Raw genomic sequence first — 18,938 nt, forward strand, 5'->3', positions numbered from 1 at the left:
GCGCGCTGGATCAGTAGACCTCACCGCAGGGATGCGGTGAGGAAAAAATTAGGAAACAGCGCTCGCAAATGACTGGCATCCGCCTGTCTCAACCGTTATTCTTGCCAGTACAGTCCCGTTCGGGGGATAAGCCGTTCGTTACCCGTCAGCATGTGAGGGTAATGTGCCCGACATGATGACCGCATTGCCTCGTGTTTCATCGATACCCACGAGTCAGTGCAACGTTTCCCGATGCTCGCGCAACGTTTCTCCGGGAATCTGTTCATCAAGGATGTGATCTGATCAATCACTCCCAACAGCATCAAAGATTCCCTCACGGGAAAACCGAAAGGGCCTCCACTTGGAGGCCCTTTTTTTGTCTGCACGCTTCGATCCAGTCGCTCAGGTCTGCACGTTCAGGTCTGCAGGCGTCGAGCTGAAAGCTTCGCTGCGGCGCATCACGACTGCCAGCCGGTCAGCACCTCGAGGTGATCACGACGCGCCTGACCCGGTGTCACGGCCGCCAGTCGCACCCGGGAGCCCGGCACACATTGTCCGAGCCGTGCGCAGGCCAGTGGCGTCAGCGCGCCAAGGCGCGGGTAGCCGCCGATCGTCTGGCGATCATTGAGCAATATGATGGGCTGGCCATCGGCCGGCACCTGCACGGCGCCCAGCGGAATGCCCTCGGACACCATGCCCGCCCCGTCACGCTCGAGACGCGGGCCGGTCAGGCGCACGCCCATGCGATCGGCTCGCCCATCCACTGCCCATTCGCTGTTGAAGGCGCGATAGAGGCTGTCGCCACTGAACTCGGCGATCTGCGCCCCCACGACCAGCGGCAATTCGAGCGCCTCGCCTTCCTCGGGGGTCAGCGACTGCTGCCATGCCTGTGCCGACGCCGGCAGCTCGCGCAGCGACAGCTCATTGCTGGCAGCCGTCAGCACATCACCGCTGACCAGGGCTCGCCCTTCGCCATCCAGCCCGCCGAGGCCGTCGCGCACCGTGCTGGCGGCGCTGCCCAGCACCGGGGCGACATCCAGGCCACCGGGGAAGGCCAGATAGGCGCGCAGCCCGGCGACGGGACGCTCGAACTTGAGCTGCTGTCCGCAGGCCACCTCGAAGGCCTGACCCGGTGCGAGCGTCTCGCCGTCGAGGGTCGCGGCCAGGTCTGCGCCGCACAGCGCCAGGGTGCCGGCCTGTTCGACCTTGAGCAGCAAGCCGCCGCCCATGGTGATCTCGAGGCCCGGCGCATCATGGGCGTTGCCCAGCAGCCAGTTGGCCCAGCCCAGCGACACCCAGTCCGCCGCGCCACCCTGGGTCACGCCCAGGTGACGCACGCCCAGACGGCCAGCGTCCTGCACCAGTGCCAGGGCACCGCTGCGCTCGACGCGCAGCGTCGTCTTCGTCTTCACGTCGCTCATGCGCGCTCCTCCAGCGGGGTGACATCGCCGCCCAGGCGAACGAATTCCTCTCGGCTCACGGAGACAAAGCGCACGCGGTCACCGGGCATGAAACGACTGGACGGTTCACCGGCCTCGTTGCGCCCGAACAGGGTGATGGGCGTACGGCCCAGAATGTTCCAGCCACCGGGAGAGCGTGACGGGTAGATGGCGGCCTGACGGTCAGCGATACCGACGCTGCCGGGGGCGATCTTCTGGCGCGGCGTCTTGAGGCGCGGTGTGGTCAGCGCCTCTTCCAGCACGCCCATGAAGGCGAAACCGGGCGCGAAGCCGAGGGCGAACACGCAGTAGTCATGCGCCCCGTGACGCTCGATCAGCGCCTCGACACTGATGCCCAGCCGCGCGGCGATCGACGCCAGCTCCGGCCCGACACTGTCGTCATACCAGACGGGCACTTCATGCAGCTGGCCCTGCTGGCCACTGCCCGGCGCGAGATCCGCCAGCGCAGCCTGGATACGGGCACGCGCCTCGCCTTCTTCCAGCGCGGCCACATCGTAGTGCAGCAGCAGCGTGGTGTAGGACGGCACCAGATCGACCAGCGCCGCGCCGAAGGCTTCACGCAGCGCACTGTCGGCGGCCAGCACCCAGGCCATGTTGGATTCCTCGATGCGATCGAACAGCCGGATGATCAGCGAGTCCATGCCGACGGTCTCGAGGCGCAGCTGCGGTGACGTGCCACGGCCGTGGCTGTCAGCCCCCGCCATCAGGCACCCGCCAACGTATCGAAGGCTTCACGGATGGCGCGCACCGCGGCCACGGACTCGGCGTTGTCACCGTGCACGCACAGCGTATCGGCGGACAGCACCAGGTCACCGCCGCTGCTGTCGGTCAGCGCTTCACCACGTGCCAGCGTCACGGACTGGGCGATGATCACCTCGCTGTCATGATGCACGGCGCCCGGCTCACGACGCGACACCAGGTGGCCACGTGAATCGTAGGCGCGGTCGGCGAAGGCCTCGAACCACAGCGTGATGCCCATCTCGTCGGCCAGCGCCTGCATCGGCGCGGGGTTGGCGGTCGCCATCACCATCAGCGGCAGGCTGGCGTCATAGCGCACCACGGCCTGCATGACGGCGCGCAGCAGCGTCGGGTCGGCGGCCATGTCGTTGTAGAGCGCACCATGCGGCTTCACGTACTGGACACGAGTGCCCTCGGCGCGACAGATGCCATCCAGCGCGCCAATCTGATAGAGCAGCATGTCCTCGACTTCGGCAGGCGAACACGCCATCGAGCGACGGCCGAAGCCTTGCAGGTCCGGGTAGGCCGGGTGCGCGCCGATGCGCACGTCATGCTTGACCGCCAGACGCACGGTGCGGCGCATGATGGTGGGGTCGGAGGCGTGGAAACCACAGGCGATATTGGCGCAGTCGACGAAGGGCATGACCTCTTCATCCAGACCGATCTTCCAGTTGCCGAAGCTTTCGCCCATATCGCAGTTGAGCAGGGGGAGGGAGGGAGCAGAGCGGGACATAGCAAAACCTCACAGGTCAGATCTTGTGTGTTGTTATGCCTCCACTCTATGTAAGGGGCCGCCTTGGTATCCAATCGTATTTTATGATTCGTCATATCGGTGAAATCTTTCATCATCTTGCGCCATGAAAGCACCGGCCGTGTATCGCTTGCCCGACAGAGCGCATCATGCTTGTGTCTTGAGCGAGCCGAGCGGTGGCGGCAGGGCCTGTCTTCCCGCCCACCGCCTGTCTGAAGTCACGCTTTGCTCAGCCGAATCCCCCTACAACAACAGGAGTTTCACCATGGCCGTCAGCGATCCGTTCCACCTCGCCATCCAGGTCCGCGATATCGCCGAGGCACGCCGCTTCTATGGTGTGTTTCTGGGCTGCCCCGAGGGCCGCTCGTCCGACAGCTGGGTCGATTTCGATCTCTATGGCCATCAGTTCGTCTGTCACCTGAATCCGGCGCTGGCCGACCCGGCAAGCGCCGTCGCTCAGCACCGCAATCCGGTCGATGGCCATGGTGTGCCGGTGCCACACTTCGGTGTGGTGCTGGAGATGGACGCCTGGCAGGCACTGGCGGATCGCCTCATCGCCGAGGGCGTCACCTTCGAGATCGAGCCCCATATCCGCTTCAAGGGCGAACCCGGCGAACAGGCGACGATGTTCTTCCTCGACCCCACCGGCAATGCGCTGGAATTCAAGGCCTTCAAGGACCGCGAGAGCCAGCTGTTTCGCAAATGACGTGAGCGACCCACGCAGGCGCATGAGCCCACGCCCGGCCTGACGCGGGCCGTGCCCCGTGATGAAAGCTGACGCCCCGCGCTGCATGCGGCAAGATGGGCGGTCACAACGATTCATCACGGGGCATCTGCCATGTTCGACTTCAAGGAACTCGAGGCCTTCGTCTGGGTGGTCCGGCTTGGCTCGTTCCGCAAGGGCGCGACCAAGCTTCACCTGACCCAGCCCTCCATCTCGGACCGCATCAACCGCCTGGAAGCCACCGTCGGCGAATCCCTGCTGGAACGCGCCACCCGCCCCATCCAGCCCACCCTGCGCGGGCGTGAGTTCTTCGCCCACGCCGAGCGCCTGCTCAGTGGTCGCGATGAAGCCATGCGCCTGTTTCAGGATGAAGGTGCCTTCTCCGGCACCCTACGTCTGGGCGTGATCGAGACCATCGCCAACAGCTGGTTTCCCGCCTTCATGCGCCATCTGGCCGAACGCTATCCCAAGCTGACGCTGGAAATGACCGTCGATATCTCGCCCTCTCTGCATCAGCGTCTGGCCGACAATGATCTCGACATGCTGTTCGCGATGGACAGCGCCGCCATGGGGCCCTACGCCACCCAGACCCCGCTGTGCACCTTCGAGATGGGCATGTTCGCCTCACCGGCCCTCGCCGAGCAGCTGGCCGAGGATGGCGAGCGCTTCGCTTCCACGCCATTCATCTCCTTCAGCAAGCAGGCGCGCCCCTATACCGAGCTGGTCAGCTATCTGTCGGACCAGGGCATCACCCAGCCCAAGGTGCACTGCACCAGCACCCTGATGACCATCCTGCGCATGAGCAGCGAAGGGCTCGGCATCGGCGTACTGCCGGTCGCTACGGTGGAGGATGTCATCAGCCACGGCGAACTGGTGCGCCTGCCACTGAAGACCCCGCTGCCCCCGATGATCTATGAAGCCATCTGGCGCAATGCCAACTACCCCGATTTCTGTGCCAGCGTGGCACGCCTCGGCTGCCAATGTGCCGAGACCTACTCGCAGCAACACGCGCATTCCACTCCCTGATCAGACCGCCTGTTGTGCGCTGAGTCAGGGTTGATCGCGCCCCGCTCCGCATCAGGCCAGCATCAGACCAAGGTCTAACAATATCGCCAAAGGCTTTCATGCGACGACACTATGAAAGATTTCATCGATACTGCGAATCAGAATTAACGATTGGACGGGATGGCCCGTCGCTTGAAGAATGAAATTGTCTGCCGACAACATTCAATAATAATGAGGAACAAGACATGCGTAAGCCCAACGATTCCCTCACTCGCAAGACCCCGACAGTCAAGTCCTTCGCCTGGCTGGCGACAGTGGGTGCCCTGGCCTTCAGTGGCTCGGCACTCGCGGCACAGTGGAACCTCGCCACTCCGTATGGCGATGCCAGCTTCCACACCAAGAACACCAAGCAGTTCGCCGAGGAGGTCACCGAGGCCACCGATGGCGAGCTGACCGTGACCGTGCACAGCGGCGGCTCCCTGATCTCCCACGGCGAGATCAAGCCTTCCGTGCGTCGTGGCACCGTCCAGGCCGGTGAAATCTTCCTGTCGATTCTCTCCAACGAATCGCCGGTCTACGAGCTGGACACCCTGCCGGGTGTCGCCTCCAGCTACGAAGAAGCCTTCGCCCTCTGGCAGGCCTCCAAGCCGGACATCACCGAGCTGTTCGCCAAGGAAGGCCTGATGCCGCTGTACGCGGTCGCCTGGCCGGCCCAGGGCATCTACACCGACTTCGACCTGACCGACGTCTCCCAGCTCAAGGGCCTGCGTATCCGCGCGCCCAACATCAACACCCAGCGCTTCGTCGAGAACGTCGGCGGCAAGCCCACCGAGACCGAAGAAGCCGACATCCCCACCGCCTTCAGCACCGGTCGTGTCGACGCGATGATCACCTCCAGCTCCACCGGCAAGTCCATGTCGGCCTGGGATTACGTCAAGCACTACAACGACGCCAAGCTGTGGCTGCCGAAGAATATCGTCTTCGTCAACAAGCGTGCCTTCGATCGCCTCGACGAGAGTACTCAGCAAGCCGTGCTTGATGCCGCCAAGGCCGCCGAGACCCGCGGCTGGGAAGCCAGCAAGGCAGATGCCGCCGAGAGCGCCAAGGTACTCAAGGAGAACGGCTTCACCGTCACAGAGCCTGACGCCAAGCTGGCCGAAGACCTCAAGGCCGCCGGTGACAAGCTGTTCCAGGACTGGAAGTCGCGTGCCGGTGAAGAAGGCCAGCAGCTGCTCGAGCGCTACCGCGCAGACCTGGATGCCTGAGATCGGCTCGCAAGCCCGACTGCCCGGCGCTGAATGCTGGACATGTGGCCAAGCGCATCGACCGTGCACTGCCGAGCAACGTCTGAGCATTGCCTGAGCGCTGCAGATGTCCTGACTGACCCCAGCTGCAGCGTTGCTATCCCGCCACGCGGTACGCCACTCGAGACTCCGACACCTGCCGCCCGCCGGCAGGTGACCCACGGACAAGCCTGTGCGCAGCATCGCGTGGCCACCCTCACCTTCCCTGTGAGCGCCCGTCATGACCTATTTCTTCGACAGACTCTATCGCCTCGGCGCGTGGGGTGCGGCGGCCTGCATGCTGCTGATCTGCACCCTCGTCAGCCTGCAAGTCTTCCTGCGCCTGATCGACGCCATCATGGTGATGTTCGGCGCCGAGCGTCTCGGCTTCGAGATCTCCGGCGTGTCGGAAATGGCTGCCTTCCTGCTGGTTGGCGCCACCTTCCTGAGCCTCGCCTACACCTTCACGCATCACGCCCATATCCGCGTGACGCTGGTCATCAATCGCCTGCCGGCCGCCGTGCGCGTATGGATCGAAAGCCTCGCGCTGCTGATCGCACTCGGCCTGAGCGTGTTGATCACCCATGAACTGGTACTGCTGGTCGGCGAGAGCCTCGAGTACCACGACATCTCCTCCGGCCTGCTGGCGCTGCCGCTGTGGATTCCGCAGAGCGTGCTGGTCGCCGGTACCGGCCTGCTGTGCCTGGCGATTCTCGAGACCCTGATCGCCACGCTGCGCACCGCCTTCACCACGCCCTCAAGCTACGTGGCGCCCGAGCCCGAAGACGGAGCCGAATGACATGCTGACACTCATCCTCGTCACTCTACTGGCCCTCGCCTTGCTGCTCGGCAGCGGCGTGTGGGTCGCCTTCTCGCTGATCGGCACTGGCTGGATCGTGCTGACCTTCTTCTCCACCTTCGAGACCGGCCCGATCCTGGCCTCCGATTTCTGGGGTGCCAGCTACGGCTGGGACCTGACCGCCCTGCCGATGTTCGTGTGGATGGGCGAGATCCTGTTCCGCTCGGGACTGGCCGACAACATGTTCCGCGCCCTGGCACCGTGGCTCAATCGCCTGCCCGGCCGTCTGCTGCACTCCAACATCATCGGCAGCGGTCTGTTCGCCGCCGTGTGCGGCTCCTCCGCCGCTACCTGCGCCACCGTCGGCAAGATGACACTGCCGGAGCTTGAGCGCCGCGGCTACGACAGCAATCTGGCCATCGGTACCCTCGCCAGTGCCTCGACCCTCGGCCTGCTGATTCCGCCGTCGATCATGATGATCGTCTATGGCGTGGTCACCGAGCAGTCCATCTCGCGTCTGTTCATCGCCGGTGTCCTGCCGGGCATGCTGCTGCTGGCCCTGTTCATGGGCTACCTGGCGATCTGGTCGAAGGTCGTCGGTGAGCCGCAGGGCCGCGCCGGACATGACGAGCCGCACATGGGCTTCATGGCCAAGCTGCGCAACAGCGCCCAGCTGATTCCGCTGCTGGCCCTGATCGGCGGTATCCTCGGCAGCATCTACGGTGGCCTGGCGTCACCCACCGAAGCGGCCGCGGTCGGCGTGGTACTGTCGCTGATCATCGCGCGCCTCAACGGCCACATGACCGCCGCCACCTTCAAGGAATCGCTGTTCGCGGCGCTGCGCACCTCGTGCATGATCGCCTTCATCATCGCCGGTGCCTCCTTCCTGTCCTCCGCGATGAGCTTCACCCAGATTCCGATGCAGCTGGCCGAAGGCATCGCCACCCTGGGGCTGTCCCCGACCATGCTGCTGGTGGTGCTGACACTGTTCCTGCTGATCCTGGGCTGCTTCCTCGACGGCATCTCGCTGATCCTGCTGGTGACCTCCATCATCATGCCGGTCATCGAAGCCGCCGGTTTCGACCTGATCTGGTTCGGTATCTACCTGATCATCGTGGTCGAGATGTCGCAGATCACCCCGCCGGTCGGCTTCAACCTGTTCGTGATCCAGAGCCTGACCGGCAAGGACATCATCACCATCACCAAGGCGACACTGCCGTTCTTCCTGCTGATGATCTTCTCCATCGTGCTGATGCACGTCTTCCCGGAGATCGTGCTCTATCTTCCGCAGGCCATGAACAACTGATCAGGTGACACAATGCCATGGATGGCAGCTGGTAGCGCTTCCAGACTCGGGAACCGCAGCTGTCGGCACCTCTATCGGTCGCCCCTTGTCTCAGGGGCACCGAGCGTCACGGCAGACATACGGTGACGTGCTTGCAGACCTCCCCACGGGGAGGTCTTTTTTATGCCGCCTGCCTGGCACCTGCCGCACGCCGCTTACAGAGCACCGCGACTGAAAGCATCGCGACGCAAAGCACCGTCCTCGCACACACAGCCCAGCCCCATACAGCTCAGCTCAGCTCAGATCGGCACACGGACACGCACACGGACACGGACACGAAACAAGAAAGCCGCCCCTTCCTTGCCGTGAGGCAGAAAGGGGCGGTTTTTTCGTCAACCAACAGGCGAGGCTAGATCAGGACAGATGATCCGCCGGTGCGCTGGCCGGGGTGTCGATCATCGCGTGACCCTTGCCACCACCGCCGCCGTGACCACCATGGCCGTGGCCATGACCGAACAGACCACAACCACTCAGGGCCAGAGTCGCCGCGACCAGTGCAATCGGAAACAGATTTTTGATACGCATGAGTCTCTCCTTCAAGGGGGTAGAGGCTGCTGCACGTTCGAGCCGTCCAGGACTGCCCGGCGCTGTCTGCAAGCGCTGTCAGAAAGCCCTTACTTTCCCCTTCACATTACGCTGATCGACGACCAACGTTAAACCTTCGCAGCAGGCTTCCTTTTTTACTGCACGCCTTGTACAAGAGTTGCGACATGATTGTCGTGTAATGTACTACGCCGTTTTTTCCAGCTCAGCGCGACTTCAGCCCGCGCATATGGGCCGGTATCACCAGGCGCTCGAACAGCTCGAACAGCAGCTCGGCACAGATGGCCAGCAATGCCGCGGGAATCGCCCCGTAAAGCACCAGATCATAGTCATTGAGCGAAAGCCCGGTGACGATGGGCTCCCCCAGACCACCGGCGCCGATGAAGGCTGCCAGCGTCGCGGTGCCGATATTGATGATGGCGGCGGTCTTGATGCCGGTGAGCAGATTGGGCGTCGCCAGCGGCAGGATGACGTGACGCAACTGCTCGCGACGCGTCAGGCCCATGCCGCGTGCCACCTTGACCAGTAGCGGGTCCACCGTCAGCAGCGCGGTGATGGCCGCGCGGATGATCGGCAACAGGGAGTAGACGAACAGCGCGATCACCGCTGGCACCACGCCGATGCCGAACAGCGGAATCATCAGTGCCAGCAGCGCGATGGAAGGGATGGTCTGCAGCAGGCCGGTGACGTAGAGCACCACCCGCGAGACCTTCGGATTGCGATAGACAAGCAAGGACAGCGGCAGTCCGACCAGACACGCCAGCAGCAGCGCGGACAGCGTCAACTGCAGGTGCTCGATCAGATTGGTGCCCAGCTTGTCCCACTTGGCACCGCTGACTTCCCGCTGCTCGGTGGTGATGCCCTGCTCCTGAATGAAGCGACTGGCGAGCTGGGCGAAGCTCTGCTCATCGGTGGAAACGCGGGCGTTGAGCGCCTGCATGCTGTCTTCATCGAGGCTGCCCGCCAGCTGGTTGAGCGCCGCGACGGCATCTTCCGGCAAGGCGGCATTCACGAAGGGCACCGCCAGATATTCGGGGAAGTAGCCCTTGTCGTCCTCGAGCAGCACGAAGTCGAAGCGCTTGATGTCGCCCTCGGTGGAGTAGGCATCGGTGGCGTCGATCTTGCTCTCGCGCAGCGCCTGATAGGCGATGCCGTGCTCGATGCCACGCGGCACCTGGGAAAGCCCGTATTCCGCCGCCAGTCCCGGCCAGCCATCCGACCGCTTGATGAACTCATGCGACATCGCGATGGACAGCTCCGGGTGATCGGCCATATCGCCGATGGTACTGATGCCCAGCGACTCGGCCTGATCGCGGCGCATGCTGACGGCATAGGTATTATTGAAGCCCAGCGGCTCGAGCACGCGCAGGCCCTGCTCGCGACTCAGCTCATCGAGCGTCTCGAGCGGGGGTACGTCATCCAGCTTGAGAATGGCGTGGGCCAGGGTGCCGGTGTACTCGGGATAGACATCCAGCTCGCCTTCCGCCAGCCCCTGATAGGTGATGATGGTCTGGCCCAGCCCCAGACGGCGCTCGACCGTAAAGCCGGCATCCTCCAGCACCTGTGCGAATATCTCGCCCAGCAGATGGCCTTCGCGGTCAGCCTTGGAGCCGACCACGATCGGCTTGTCCTCGGGCCATGCCGCGGCTTGCTCTTCCGCGCTGGCAAGCGGGCTGCTCACCAGCGCCCCAAGACTGGCAAGCGCCAGGCCGGCGACCATCAGCGCACCAGACAGCCCGCGGCGCGAGCATTGCAGGACGGGAGTCGTCATCAGCGTCTTCATGCGCGTGCCTCCAGCAGTCGGGCCACGCGCTCATCCGCTGGCGCCGTGGTGATGGTGTCGGGACTGGCGGCCTGCAGCACCACGCCGGGTGCCATCACCACCATATGATCAGCCAGGCTCAGCGCCTCGTTCATGTCGTGGGTGACCATCACCACGCTGCGCGGTTCCTCCTGTTGCATGCGCTGGAACTGGGCATGCACCTCGATGCGCGTGATCGGATCGACGGCCGAGAAGGCCTCATCGAGCAGCAGCAACGGTGGCTCCAGCATCATGGCGCGACACAGCCCGACGCGCTGGGCCTGACCACCGGAAATCTCGTGGGGATAGCGGGTCAGCAGCGCCATGTCGAGATCCATCATCTGGAACAGACGCGCGATGCGTGACTTGACGCGCTCGTCGCTCCAGCCTTCGCGGTCAGCGAGAATGGCGACGTTGTCGCGCACGCTCAGATGGGGAAAGAGGCCGATCTGCTGGACGGCATAGCCGATGCGGCGACGCATGGCTGGCAGGTTGGCGTAATCGACGGCGGCGCCGAATACCTTCACCTCACCTTCATCCGGGCGGATCAGGCCGTTGATCAGCTGCAGCAGGGTCGATTTGCCACACCCGCTGGCACCGACCAGGGCGGTGATGCGATCACGCGGCAGTTCAAGATCAATGCCTTCAAACAGGCGCTGACCGGCAAAGCCCTTGTGCAGGCCGCTGAAGCGGACTGCCGGGGCGGTGTCATCACTCATCGAGTAGGTCCTTCTAGGCAGGTGAGCATGAGTCTTGAATGGCGGAAAGCGCTGGCGAGTCGGCGCACTTGCACACCAAAGAGTGCCGGTGACACCAGGCAGGTGACGGGAATGCTCCCCACTGACGCCCTCACGGCTTCCTCAATCAACAGTGACTACAGCGTCTCAGCTTATCAAGTCACCCCGGCGATGCCGGAGCAATTTCGTTTCTGAACTGACTTTCTCTCCCTGACGTCATTCAACTGCGTTACTCGACCTGGCGCTCCCCCTCGAGTCCCCTTCAGGCCCCCTGTTACAGGTCCTGCGACCTTGGTCAAAGCGCTGCATAATGACCTTTACGTTAACGTCAACTTTGACCTAGAGTAATCCCATCACACGCCAAGGCGGCCCATGGCGGGCGGACTTGATAAGCCGGTCGCGACAGACCGTTTGCCATCAGGTCATCACAGCCCCTGGTGGACCTTGCTCATCGCGCTTCACCGATCTACAGGATGCCAGATCATGCACAGCCTCTATTCACCGCTGGATTTCGGACTCGACGAGACACACACCCTGCTGCGTGAGCAGGTCAACGCCTTTGCCCGCGACGAGATCGCCCCGCGCGCCGCCGAGATCGATGCCAGCAATGCCTTCCCCGATGACCTGTGGCAGAAATTCGGCGACATGGGCCTGCTCGGCATCACCGTGCCCGACGAGGACGGCGGCAGCGGCATGGGCTACCTGGCGCACTGCATCGCGATGGAGGAGATCTCGCGTGCCAGCGCCTCGGTGGCACTCTCCTACGGCGCGCATTCCAACCTGTGCGTGAATCAGATCAAGCTCAACGGCACCGCCGAGCAGAAGACACGCTACCTGCCGAAGCTGATGAGCGGCGAGCATGTCGGCGCGCTGGCGATGTCCGAACCCGGCGCCGGCTCTGACGTGGTCTCGATGCAGCTCAAGGCCGAACTGCGCGGCGATCACTACGTGCTCAACGGCAACAAGATGTGGATCACCAACGGTCCGGATGCCCACACCCTGGTGGTCTATGCGAAGACCGACCCGGACGCCGGCTCGAAGGGCATCACCGCCTTCATCATCGAGCGTGACTTCCCCGGTTTCTCCACCGCCCAGAAGCTCGACAAGCTCGGCATGCGCGGCTCCAACACCTGCGAGCTGGTCTTCCAGGATTGCCAGGTGCCGGTGGAGAACGTGCTGGGTGAGGTCAATCGTGGCGTCAAGGTCCTGATGAGCGGCCTGGACTACGAGCGCACCGTACTGGCCGCCGGCCCCATCGGCATCATGCAGGCGTGCATGGATATCGTGGTGCCCTACCTGCACGAGCGTCGTCAGTTCGGCCAGGCCATCGGTGAATTCCAGCTGGTGCAGGGCAAGGTCGCCGACATGTACACCACGCTCAATGCCTGTCGCGCCTATCTTTATGCGGTCGCCAATGCCTGTGATCGCGGCCAGACCTCACGCAAGGACGCCGCGGGCGTGATTCTCTACTGCGCCGAGAAGGCCACCCAGATGGCGTTGGATGCCATCCAGCTGCTCGGCGGCAATGGCTACATCAACGAGTACGCCACCGGACGCCTGCTGCGCGACGCCAAGCTTTACGAGATCGGCGCCGGCACCAGCGAGATTCGCCGCATGCTGATCGGGCGTGAGCTGTTCAACGAGAGCGCCTGATACCTCTCGTATTCCCCTACTCTTTTCGTATTCCTACGCCGCTGGAGCTTGCTCGATGGCCATACTGACCTCCCTGATCAATCCGCGCAGTGACCAGTTCCGCGCCAATGAAGCGGCGATGCAGGCCGAGGTCGATCGCCTGCACCAGCTGCTGGAGACCGTCGCGGCCGGTGGCGGTGACAAGGCGCGCGAGCGTCACGAGTCGCGCGGCAAGCTGTTCGTGCGCGAACGCATCGACCACCTGATCGATGAAGGCTCGCCCTTCCTCGAACTCTCCGCACTGGCGGCCCACGACGTCTACGACAGCCCCGTCCCCGGCGCGGGCCTGGTCACCGGCATCGGCCGCGTCAGCGGTGTGGAGTGCGTCATCGTCGCCAACGACGCCACCGTCAAGGGCGGCACCTACTTCCCGATGACGGCCAAGAAGCATCTGCGCGCCCAGGAGATCGCCCGCAAGCATCGCCTGCCCTGCCTCTACCTGGTCGATTCCGGCGGCGCGCATCTGCCCCACCAGGACGAGGTCTTCCCGGACCGCGACCACTTCGGCCGCATCTTCTACAACCAGGCCACGCTGTCCGCCGAGGGCATCCCGCAGATCGCCGTGGTGATGGGGTCATGCACCGCAGGCGGCGCCTACGTGCCGGCTATGGCGGACGAATCCATCATCGTGCGCGAGCAAGGCACCATCTTCCTGGCGGGGCCGCCGCTGGTGAAGGCCGCCACCGGTGAGGACATCAGCGCCGAGGCGCTGGGCGGCGCCGAGGTGCACTGCAAGATCAGTGGCGTGGCCGATCATCTGGCCGACAATGACGCCCATGCCCTGCAACTGGCTCGCCGCGCCGTGTCGCGTCTCAACTGGCGACGCAAGGGCCAGCTCGCCCTGCGTGAATCGCGTCCGCCACGCCTGGACCCGCAGGAGCTCTACGGCATCGTCGGCACCGACCTCAAGAAACCCTACGACGTGCGCGAAGTGATCGGCCGCCTGGTGGATGACTCGGACTTCGACGAGTTCAAGCGCGAGTACGGCGAGACGCTGGTCACCGGCTTCGCGCATCTGCATGGCCATCCGGTCGGCATTCTCGCCAACAATGGCGTGCTGTTCTCGGAAAGCGCCCTCAAGGGCGCGCACTTCATCGAGCTGTGCACCCAGCGCCGGATTCCGCTGATCTTTCTGCAGAACATCACCGGCTTCATGGTCGGCTCGCGCTACGAGCACGAAGGCATCGCCAAGCACGGCGCCAAGCTGGTGGCGGCGGTGGCCTGCGCCAGGGTGCCCAAGTTCACGGTACTGATCGGCGGCAGTTTCGGCGCGGGCAACTACGGCATGTGCGGGCGCGCCTATGATCCCAATCTGCTGTTCATGTGGCCCAACTCACGTATCTCGGTGATGGGCGGCGAGCAGGCTGCCAACGTGCTGGCACAGGTCAAGCGCGACCAGCATGCCCGCGAGGGGCGCGAGTGGCCCGCCGAGGAAGAGGAGGTCTTCAAGGCGCCTGTGCGCGAGCAGTATGAGCGTCAGGGCCATCCGACCTACGCCAGTGCGCGCCTGTGGGATGACGGCGTGATCGACCCGCTGCAGACCCGCGACATCCTGGGGCTGTCACTGGCCGCGGCCATGAATGCCGAGATCGAGGAAAGTCGCTTCGGTGTGCTTCGCATGTAACCAGGCAAACACCGTGGCAATCCTTGTAGCCCGCACTGAATGCCATCAGTCATCTTTAAGCTAACAGAATGGAAGAAAGTGCGATGACAGAGCCTCGCCAATCAAGTCGCCTCGAGATAGATCAACACGGCGTCGCCCGCCTCACTCTGCTGCGCCCCGAGGTGCACAACGCCTTCGATGATCTGCTGATCGCAGAGCTGAACCAGCACCTGGAGAGCCTGCACACCAGGACGAGCCGCGACGAGGTGCGTGTGGTGGTACTGGCCTCCGAGGGCAAGAGCTTCTCGGCCGGCGCCGACCTCAAGTGGATGCAGCGCATGGTCGAATATTCGCTGGAGGATAACCTCGCCGACTCACGCGAGCTTGCGCGACTGATGCAGCTGCTCGATGGGCTGCCATGCCCCAGCGTGTGTCGTGTCCAGGGCGCCACCTTCGGCGGGGCCGTCGGTCTGGCGGCCTGCTGCGACATCGTGATTGCCGCCGAGCGTGCGCGCTTCTGTCTTTCCGAAGTGCGCATCGGCCTGGCGCCGGCGGCCATCAGCCCGTACGTGCAGCGCGCCATCGGCTCACGCCAGATGCGCCGTTATGCCCTCAGCGCCGAGGTGATCGACAGTGCCACCGCGCAGCGCATCGGCCTGGTCCACGAGACCTGCCCCGATGAGCTGCTGGAGGCGCGTGTCACGGAGATGGTTCAGACCCTGCTGGCCACCTCGCCTGCCGCCAGTCGCGCCACCAAGGCGCTGCTCAGCGAGGTGGCTCAGGCACCTGACAGTGCCGCGACCCGTGAACGCTGCTGCGAGGTGATCAGCCAGCTGCGCGTCAGCGAGCAGGGCCAGGCCGGCCTGGCCGCCTTCTTCGCCGGCACGCCGGCGCCCTGGGTGCCGACCGAGAACCAAACAACCGAGACGCCGAAATCCTCGTGATCACCAGAGGCCTGAAGCCGCTGACGGCATGTCGACGCTCTCGGCACTGGTCATCACTCTTGGTCATCAATCTCAGACATTCACCTCGGCCATGCCTGCCGGATTTTTTCATAAGAGCTTTTCTCTTCCTGATTTCCCTAGCCACCTTCGCCACAGGACGCTTGCCATGAACGCCAACCGCGAGACAGACCAGACCCTCCCCGCCGGTTGCGGCGAGATCCGCAAGCTGCTGGTCGCCAACCGGGGTGAGATCGCCGTACGCGTGATGCGCACCGCTCGCGCGATGGGCATCCAGACAGTGGCGGTCTACTCCGATGCCGACGCCGACGCCCTGCATGTGCGCGAGGCCGACGAGGCCGTGCGCCTTGGCCCCGCCAGCGCCCGCGAAAGCTATCTGGATATCGACAAGGTGATCGCTGCCGCGCGCAAAAGCGGTGCCGATGCCGTGCATCCCGGATATGGCTTCCTGTCCGAGAACGCCGCCTTCGTCAGCGCGCTGGCCGAGGCCGGCATCATCTTCGTCGGCCCGCCCCAGAGCGCGATCGCCGACATGGGCGACAAGTCCGCCGCCAAGATGCGCATGCAGGCGGCCAACGTGCCGCTGGTGCCCGGCTACCACGGTGAGGACCAGCAGGATGCGCTGCTGCAGGCCGAAGCGGACCGCATGGGCTATCCGGTGCTGATCAAGGCGTGTGCCGGTGGCGGCGGCAAGGGCATGCGCGTGGTCGAGAGCAGCGACGAATTCGCGGCGGCGCTGGCCAGCTGTCGGCGTGAGTCCCGCGCCGCCTTCGGCGATGAGCGCATGCTGATCGAGAAATACCTGACCCGGCCGCGCCACGTCGAAGTCCAGGTGTTCTGCGACAGCTACGGCAGTGGAGTCTATCTGTTCGAGCGCGATTGCAGTGTCCAGCGTCGCCACCAGAAGGTGCTGGAAGAAGCCCCCGCGCCGGGACTGACGCCGTCGCTGCGCCGTGAGATGGGCGAGGCCGCCGTGCGGGCAGCGCGCGAGATCGGCTATGTCGGTGCCGGCACCATCGAGTTTCTGCTCGACGCGCCGCAGCCGGGCAGCGAAAGCCACGGCGCCTTCTACTTCATGGAGATGAACACCCGCCTGCAGGTCGAGCACCCGGTCACCGAGATGATCACCGGCGAAGACCTCGTCGAATGGCAACTGCGCATCGCGCGGGGTGAACGCCTGCCGCGCCAGCAGGATGAGCTGACATTGACCGGCCACAGCTTCGAGGCGCGCCTCTACGCCGAAGACCCGGACAACGACTTCCTGCCCGCCACCGGTATGCTGGAACGCTTCCGGCTGGATCTGGCAGGGGGCGGACTGACCGCCCGGCAGGTACGTCTGGACAGCGGCGTCGCCGAGGGCGATGAAGTCTCGATGCATTACGATCCGATGCTGGCCAAGCTGATCAGCTACGGGCCGACTCGCGAACAGGCGCTCGAGATACTGCTGCGCGCGCTGGCAGCGCTGGAAGTGCGTGGCGTCACCACCAACCGCGCCTTCCTGTCCCGCCTGGCGGGCCATCCTGACTTCCGCGCCGCCGAGCTGGATACCCGCTTCATCGAGCGCCATCACGACAGCCTGTTCCCCAGCGCGACGCTGGATCATGACAGCCTCGCGGCCAGTGCCTTGCTGGCGCTCTCGCGCCTGAATGAGCAAGCCAATCACGCATCACCAGCGAGTCGCACATCACATTCACGCCAGCCCTGTGCCAGCCCGTGGGAGCGCCGCGATGGCTGGCGCAATGGCCTGCCACACCAGGTGCGCCTGGCGCTGTGTCTGCCCGCTGACGCCGATACCGATGAGCGCAGCGACAAGGTGGCGCATATCATCGCGCGCCGCCCCGTAGCGCATGCCTCCATGGCGAATACGCACACGGCGGGTACCTCATCCGGGAGTGATTCGCACGGCGACTGGCAAATTGAAGTGACCACTCACTGCGGCGAAGATAGACAGACCACACACCATCTCGGTCGGCTCACTCGCCTTGAAGGCAACGCCATCGCCGTGACGCTGGATGGCCATCGTCGTCGCTTCCAGGCAAGCCACGCGCCGGCGCGCGGCGGTGAAGTGCTGGTGCTGTCGTCAGCGCAGCACAGCCAGTCCGGCAGCACTCCACAGGGGGAATCACGCCTGCTGTGGCGACGTGCCGATGCCGTGGACCACGCGCGTCACGAGACCCAGGCAACCCTGAATGCGCCGATGAATGGCACCGTGGTCGCGCAGCTGGTCGCGCCGGGCAGCCATGTCCCGCGGGGCACACCCCTGATGGTGATGGAGGCGATGAAGATGGAGCACACCCTCAACGCCCCCGCCGATGGCGAGGTCGCCCAGTTCCACTTCTCGGCCGGTGACAGCGTGGTCCAGGGCGATGTGCTGCTCGAATTCACGGCCGCGCAGGTCGAGTCGGACAAGGAGTAGTCAGCATGCACTTTCCCCGCAAGGTACGCATCGTCGAGGTGGGGGCACGCGACGGACTGCAGAACGAGTCGGTGCCCGTCGCGACTGCCACCAAGCTTGAGTTGATCCGGCGTCTGAGCGATAGCGGTCTTGCGCATGTCGAGGCCGCCAGCTTCGTCTCGCCCAGGTGGGTGCCGCAGATGGCTGATCACCGCGAGATCATGCTGGCGCTGCGCGACAGTTCCGCCAAGTCAACAACCATCGAGTCAACAACCACCAAGTCAACAACCACCAGGTCAGCGACCACTTACTCCGCTCTCACACCCAACATGAAGGGCCTTGAGGCGGCGCTTGAGTGTGGTGTGCGCGAGGTGGCCGTGTTCGGCTCGGCCAGCGAGTCCTTCTCGCAGCGCAACATCAACTGCTCGATCGCCGAGTCGCTTGCGCGCTTTGCGCCGGTGATGGAACACGCCCTCAAGGCCGGTGTGCGTGTGCGCGGCTATGTGTCCTGCGTGCTCGGCTGCCCCTATGAAGGCGAAATAGCCCCCGCCGAGGTGGCCGCCGTCGCTCGCGAGCTCAAGGCCATGGGCTGCTACGAGGTCTCGCTTGGCGACACCATCGGCGTCGGCACGCCGCTCAAGGCCAAGCACATGCTGGAGCAGGTCAGTCGCGAGGTGCCGATCACGCAGCTCGCCGCCCACTTCCACGACACCTACGGCCAGGCGCTCGCCAACCTCTACGCCGTGCTGGAAGAAGGCATCGCGGTGATCGACAGTTCGGTGGCGGGCCTGGGCGGCTGCCCCTACGCCAAGGGCGCCTCGGGCAATGTCGCCAGTGAAGACGTGCTCTATCTGCTTGAGGGCATGGGCATCGAGACGGGGGTGGATCTGGCAGCGCTGGCCCGCACCGGTGACTGGATCAGCCGTGAGCTTGGGCGGCCGAATGGTTCACGCGTCGGCCAGGCGCTGATGGCCAGTGACTGATGACTAAGGCTGAGGGCGATTGGATCGAGGCACTGCCAAGCGAGGGCGCAATGGCGCGCACTGATTGCGACCAAGGGCCGCACTGGATGGTCGCTGTCATGGAATCGGTGTAGGCTTGCCGCCTTTCGCGCACCGCTT

Annotated in this window: 16 protein-coding genes; 10 read left to right on the plus strand and 6 right to left on the minus strand. The window is 64.4% G+C overall.

The window, feature by feature from the left end:
* Positions 1-437: 437 nt before the first annotated feature.
* From AC5WNJ_RS11685 to AC5WNJ_RS11695, 3 genes are read right to left on the minus strand one after another with little or no spacing between them, the layout of a single operon-like run.
* Entirely contained in the window at positions 438-1,400 is a 963-nt protein-coding gene (locus AC5WNJ_RS11685) for a 5-oxoprolinase subunit C family protein (protein ID WP_495929754.1), read from the minus strand.
* Positions 1,397-2,143 carry a carboxyltransferase domain-containing protein gene (locus AC5WNJ_RS11690; RefSeq protein ID WP_176677572.1) on the minus strand — a complete coding sequence of 249 codons (747 nt, stop codon included), beginning with the start codon at positions 2,141-2,143 and terminating at the stop codon, positions 1,397-1,399. Before AC5WNJ_RS11690 ends, AC5WNJ_RS11685 begins: the two co-directional genes overlap by 4 nt.
* The gene (locus AC5WNJ_RS11695) at positions 2,143-2,910 is read right to left on the minus strand and encodes a 5-oxoprolinase subunit PxpA (RefSeq protein ID WP_054555509.1); all 768 of its coding nucleotides are present in this window, start codon (positions 2,908-2,910) and stop codon (positions 2,143-2,145) included. Before AC5WNJ_RS11695 ends, AC5WNJ_RS11690 begins: the two co-directional genes overlap by 1 nt.
* 283 nt (positions 2,911-3,193) lie before the next feature.
* Here AC5WNJ_RS11695 and AC5WNJ_RS11700 point away from each other — a divergent pair, with 283 nt between their 5' ends.
* The 5 genes from AC5WNJ_RS11700 (at position 3,194) to AC5WNJ_RS11720 (ending at position 8,045) form a co-directional block, all read left to right on the plus strand.
* Complete coding sequence (locus AC5WNJ_RS11700) at positions 3,194-3,634, plus strand: VOC family protein (RefSeq protein WP_495929755.1); 441 nt, start codon at positions 3,194-3,196, stop codon at positions 3,632-3,634.
* Positions 3,635-3,766: 132 nt separating this feature from the next.
* The gene (locus AC5WNJ_RS11705; RefSeq protein WP_495929756.1) at positions 3,767-4,678 is read left to right on the plus strand and encodes a LysR family transcriptional regulator; all 912 of its coding nucleotides are present in this window, start codon (positions 3,767-3,769) and stop codon (positions 4,676-4,678) included.
* A gap of 224 nt (positions 4,679-4,902) precedes the next feature.
* Positions 4,903-5,922: a TRAP transporter substrate-binding protein gene (locus AC5WNJ_RS11710; RefSeq protein WP_495929757.1), complete on the plus strand. Its 1,020-nt coding sequence runs from the start codon at positions 4,903-4,905 to the stop codon at positions 5,920-5,922.
* A gap of 259 nt (positions 5,923-6,181) precedes the next feature.
* A complete protein-coding gene (locus AC5WNJ_RS11715) occupies positions 6,182-6,739 on the plus strand; it encodes a TRAP transporter small permease (RefSeq protein ID WP_495929758.1) in 558 nt (185 codons plus the stop codon).
* A 1-nt stretch (position 6,740) separates the two neighbouring features.
* Positions 6,741-8,045 (plus strand): TRAP transporter large permease, encoded by a 1,305-nt coding sequence (locus AC5WNJ_RS11720; protein ID WP_043331336.1) that lies wholly within the window; start codon positions 6,741-6,743, stop codon positions 8,043-8,045.
* Between the two features lie 393 nt (positions 8,046-8,438).
* Here the strand turns inward: AC5WNJ_RS11720 and AC5WNJ_RS11725 are convergent, their stop codons facing one another.
* The 3 genes from AC5WNJ_RS11725 to AC5WNJ_RS11735 all read right to left on the minus strand — a co-directional run bounded on the left by AC5WNJ_RS11725 (position 8,439) and on the right by AC5WNJ_RS11735 (position 11,147).
* Positions 8,439-8,609 carry a hypothetical protein gene (locus AC5WNJ_RS11725; RefSeq protein WP_495929759.1) on the minus strand — a complete coding sequence of 57 codons (171 nt, stop codon included), beginning with the start codon at positions 8,607-8,609 and terminating at the stop codon, positions 8,439-8,441.
* A gap of 223 nt (positions 8,610-8,832) precedes the next feature.
* The gene (locus AC5WNJ_RS11730; protein WP_495929760.1) at positions 8,833-10,410 is read right to left on the minus strand and encodes a glycine betaine ABC transporter substrate-binding protein; all 1,578 of its coding nucleotides are present in this window, start codon (positions 10,408-10,410) and stop codon (positions 8,833-8,835) included.
* On the minus strand, positions 10,407-11,147 hold the full coding sequence (locus AC5WNJ_RS11735; RefSeq protein ID WP_176677576.1) for an ATP-binding cassette domain-containing protein: 741 nt from the start codon (positions 11,145-11,147) through the stop codon (positions 10,407-10,409). The genes AC5WNJ_RS11730 and AC5WNJ_RS11735 overlap by 4 nt, the downstream gene beginning before the upstream one ends.
* A gap of 501 nt (positions 11,148-11,648) precedes the next feature.
* On the opposite strand from AC5WNJ_RS11735, the gene AC5WNJ_RS11740 reads away from it, so the two are divergent.
* The 5 genes from AC5WNJ_RS11740 (at position 11,649) to AC5WNJ_RS11760 (ending at position 18,800) form a co-directional block, all read left to right on the plus strand.
* The gene (locus tag AC5WNJ_RS11740) at positions 11,649-12,818 is read left to right on the plus strand and encodes an isovaleryl-CoA dehydrogenase (protein ID WP_176677577.1); all 1,170 of its coding nucleotides are present in this window, start codon (positions 11,649-11,651) and stop codon (positions 12,816-12,818) included.
* Positions 12,819-12,873: 55 nt separating this feature from the next.
* On the plus strand, positions 12,874-14,481 hold the full coding sequence (locus AC5WNJ_RS11745) for a carboxyl transferase domain-containing protein (protein WP_495929761.1): 1,608 nt from the start codon (positions 12,874-12,876) through the stop codon (positions 14,479-14,481).
* Between the two features lie 83 nt (positions 14,482-14,564).
* Positions 14,565-15,404, plus strand: coding sequence for an enoyl-CoA hydratase-related protein (locus tag AC5WNJ_RS11750; RefSeq protein ID WP_176677579.1), 840 nt, complete (start codon positions 14,565-14,567; stop codon positions 15,402-15,404).
* A gap of 166 nt (positions 15,405-15,570) precedes the next feature.
* Complete coding sequence (locus tag AC5WNJ_RS11755) at positions 15,571-17,838, plus strand: acetyl/propionyl/methylcrotonyl-CoA carboxylase subunit alpha (protein ID WP_495929762.1); 2,268 nt, start codon at positions 15,571-15,573, stop codon at positions 17,836-17,838.
* Between the two features lie 5 nt (positions 17,839-17,843).
* Complete coding sequence (locus tag AC5WNJ_RS11760; RefSeq protein ID WP_253061125.1) at positions 17,844-18,800, plus strand: hydroxymethylglutaryl-CoA lyase; 957 nt, start codon at positions 17,844-17,846, stop codon at positions 18,798-18,800.
* Positions 18,801-18,938 lie beyond the last annotated feature (138 nt).

Source organism: Cobetia sp. PDI-23MA, assembly GCF_059507735.1.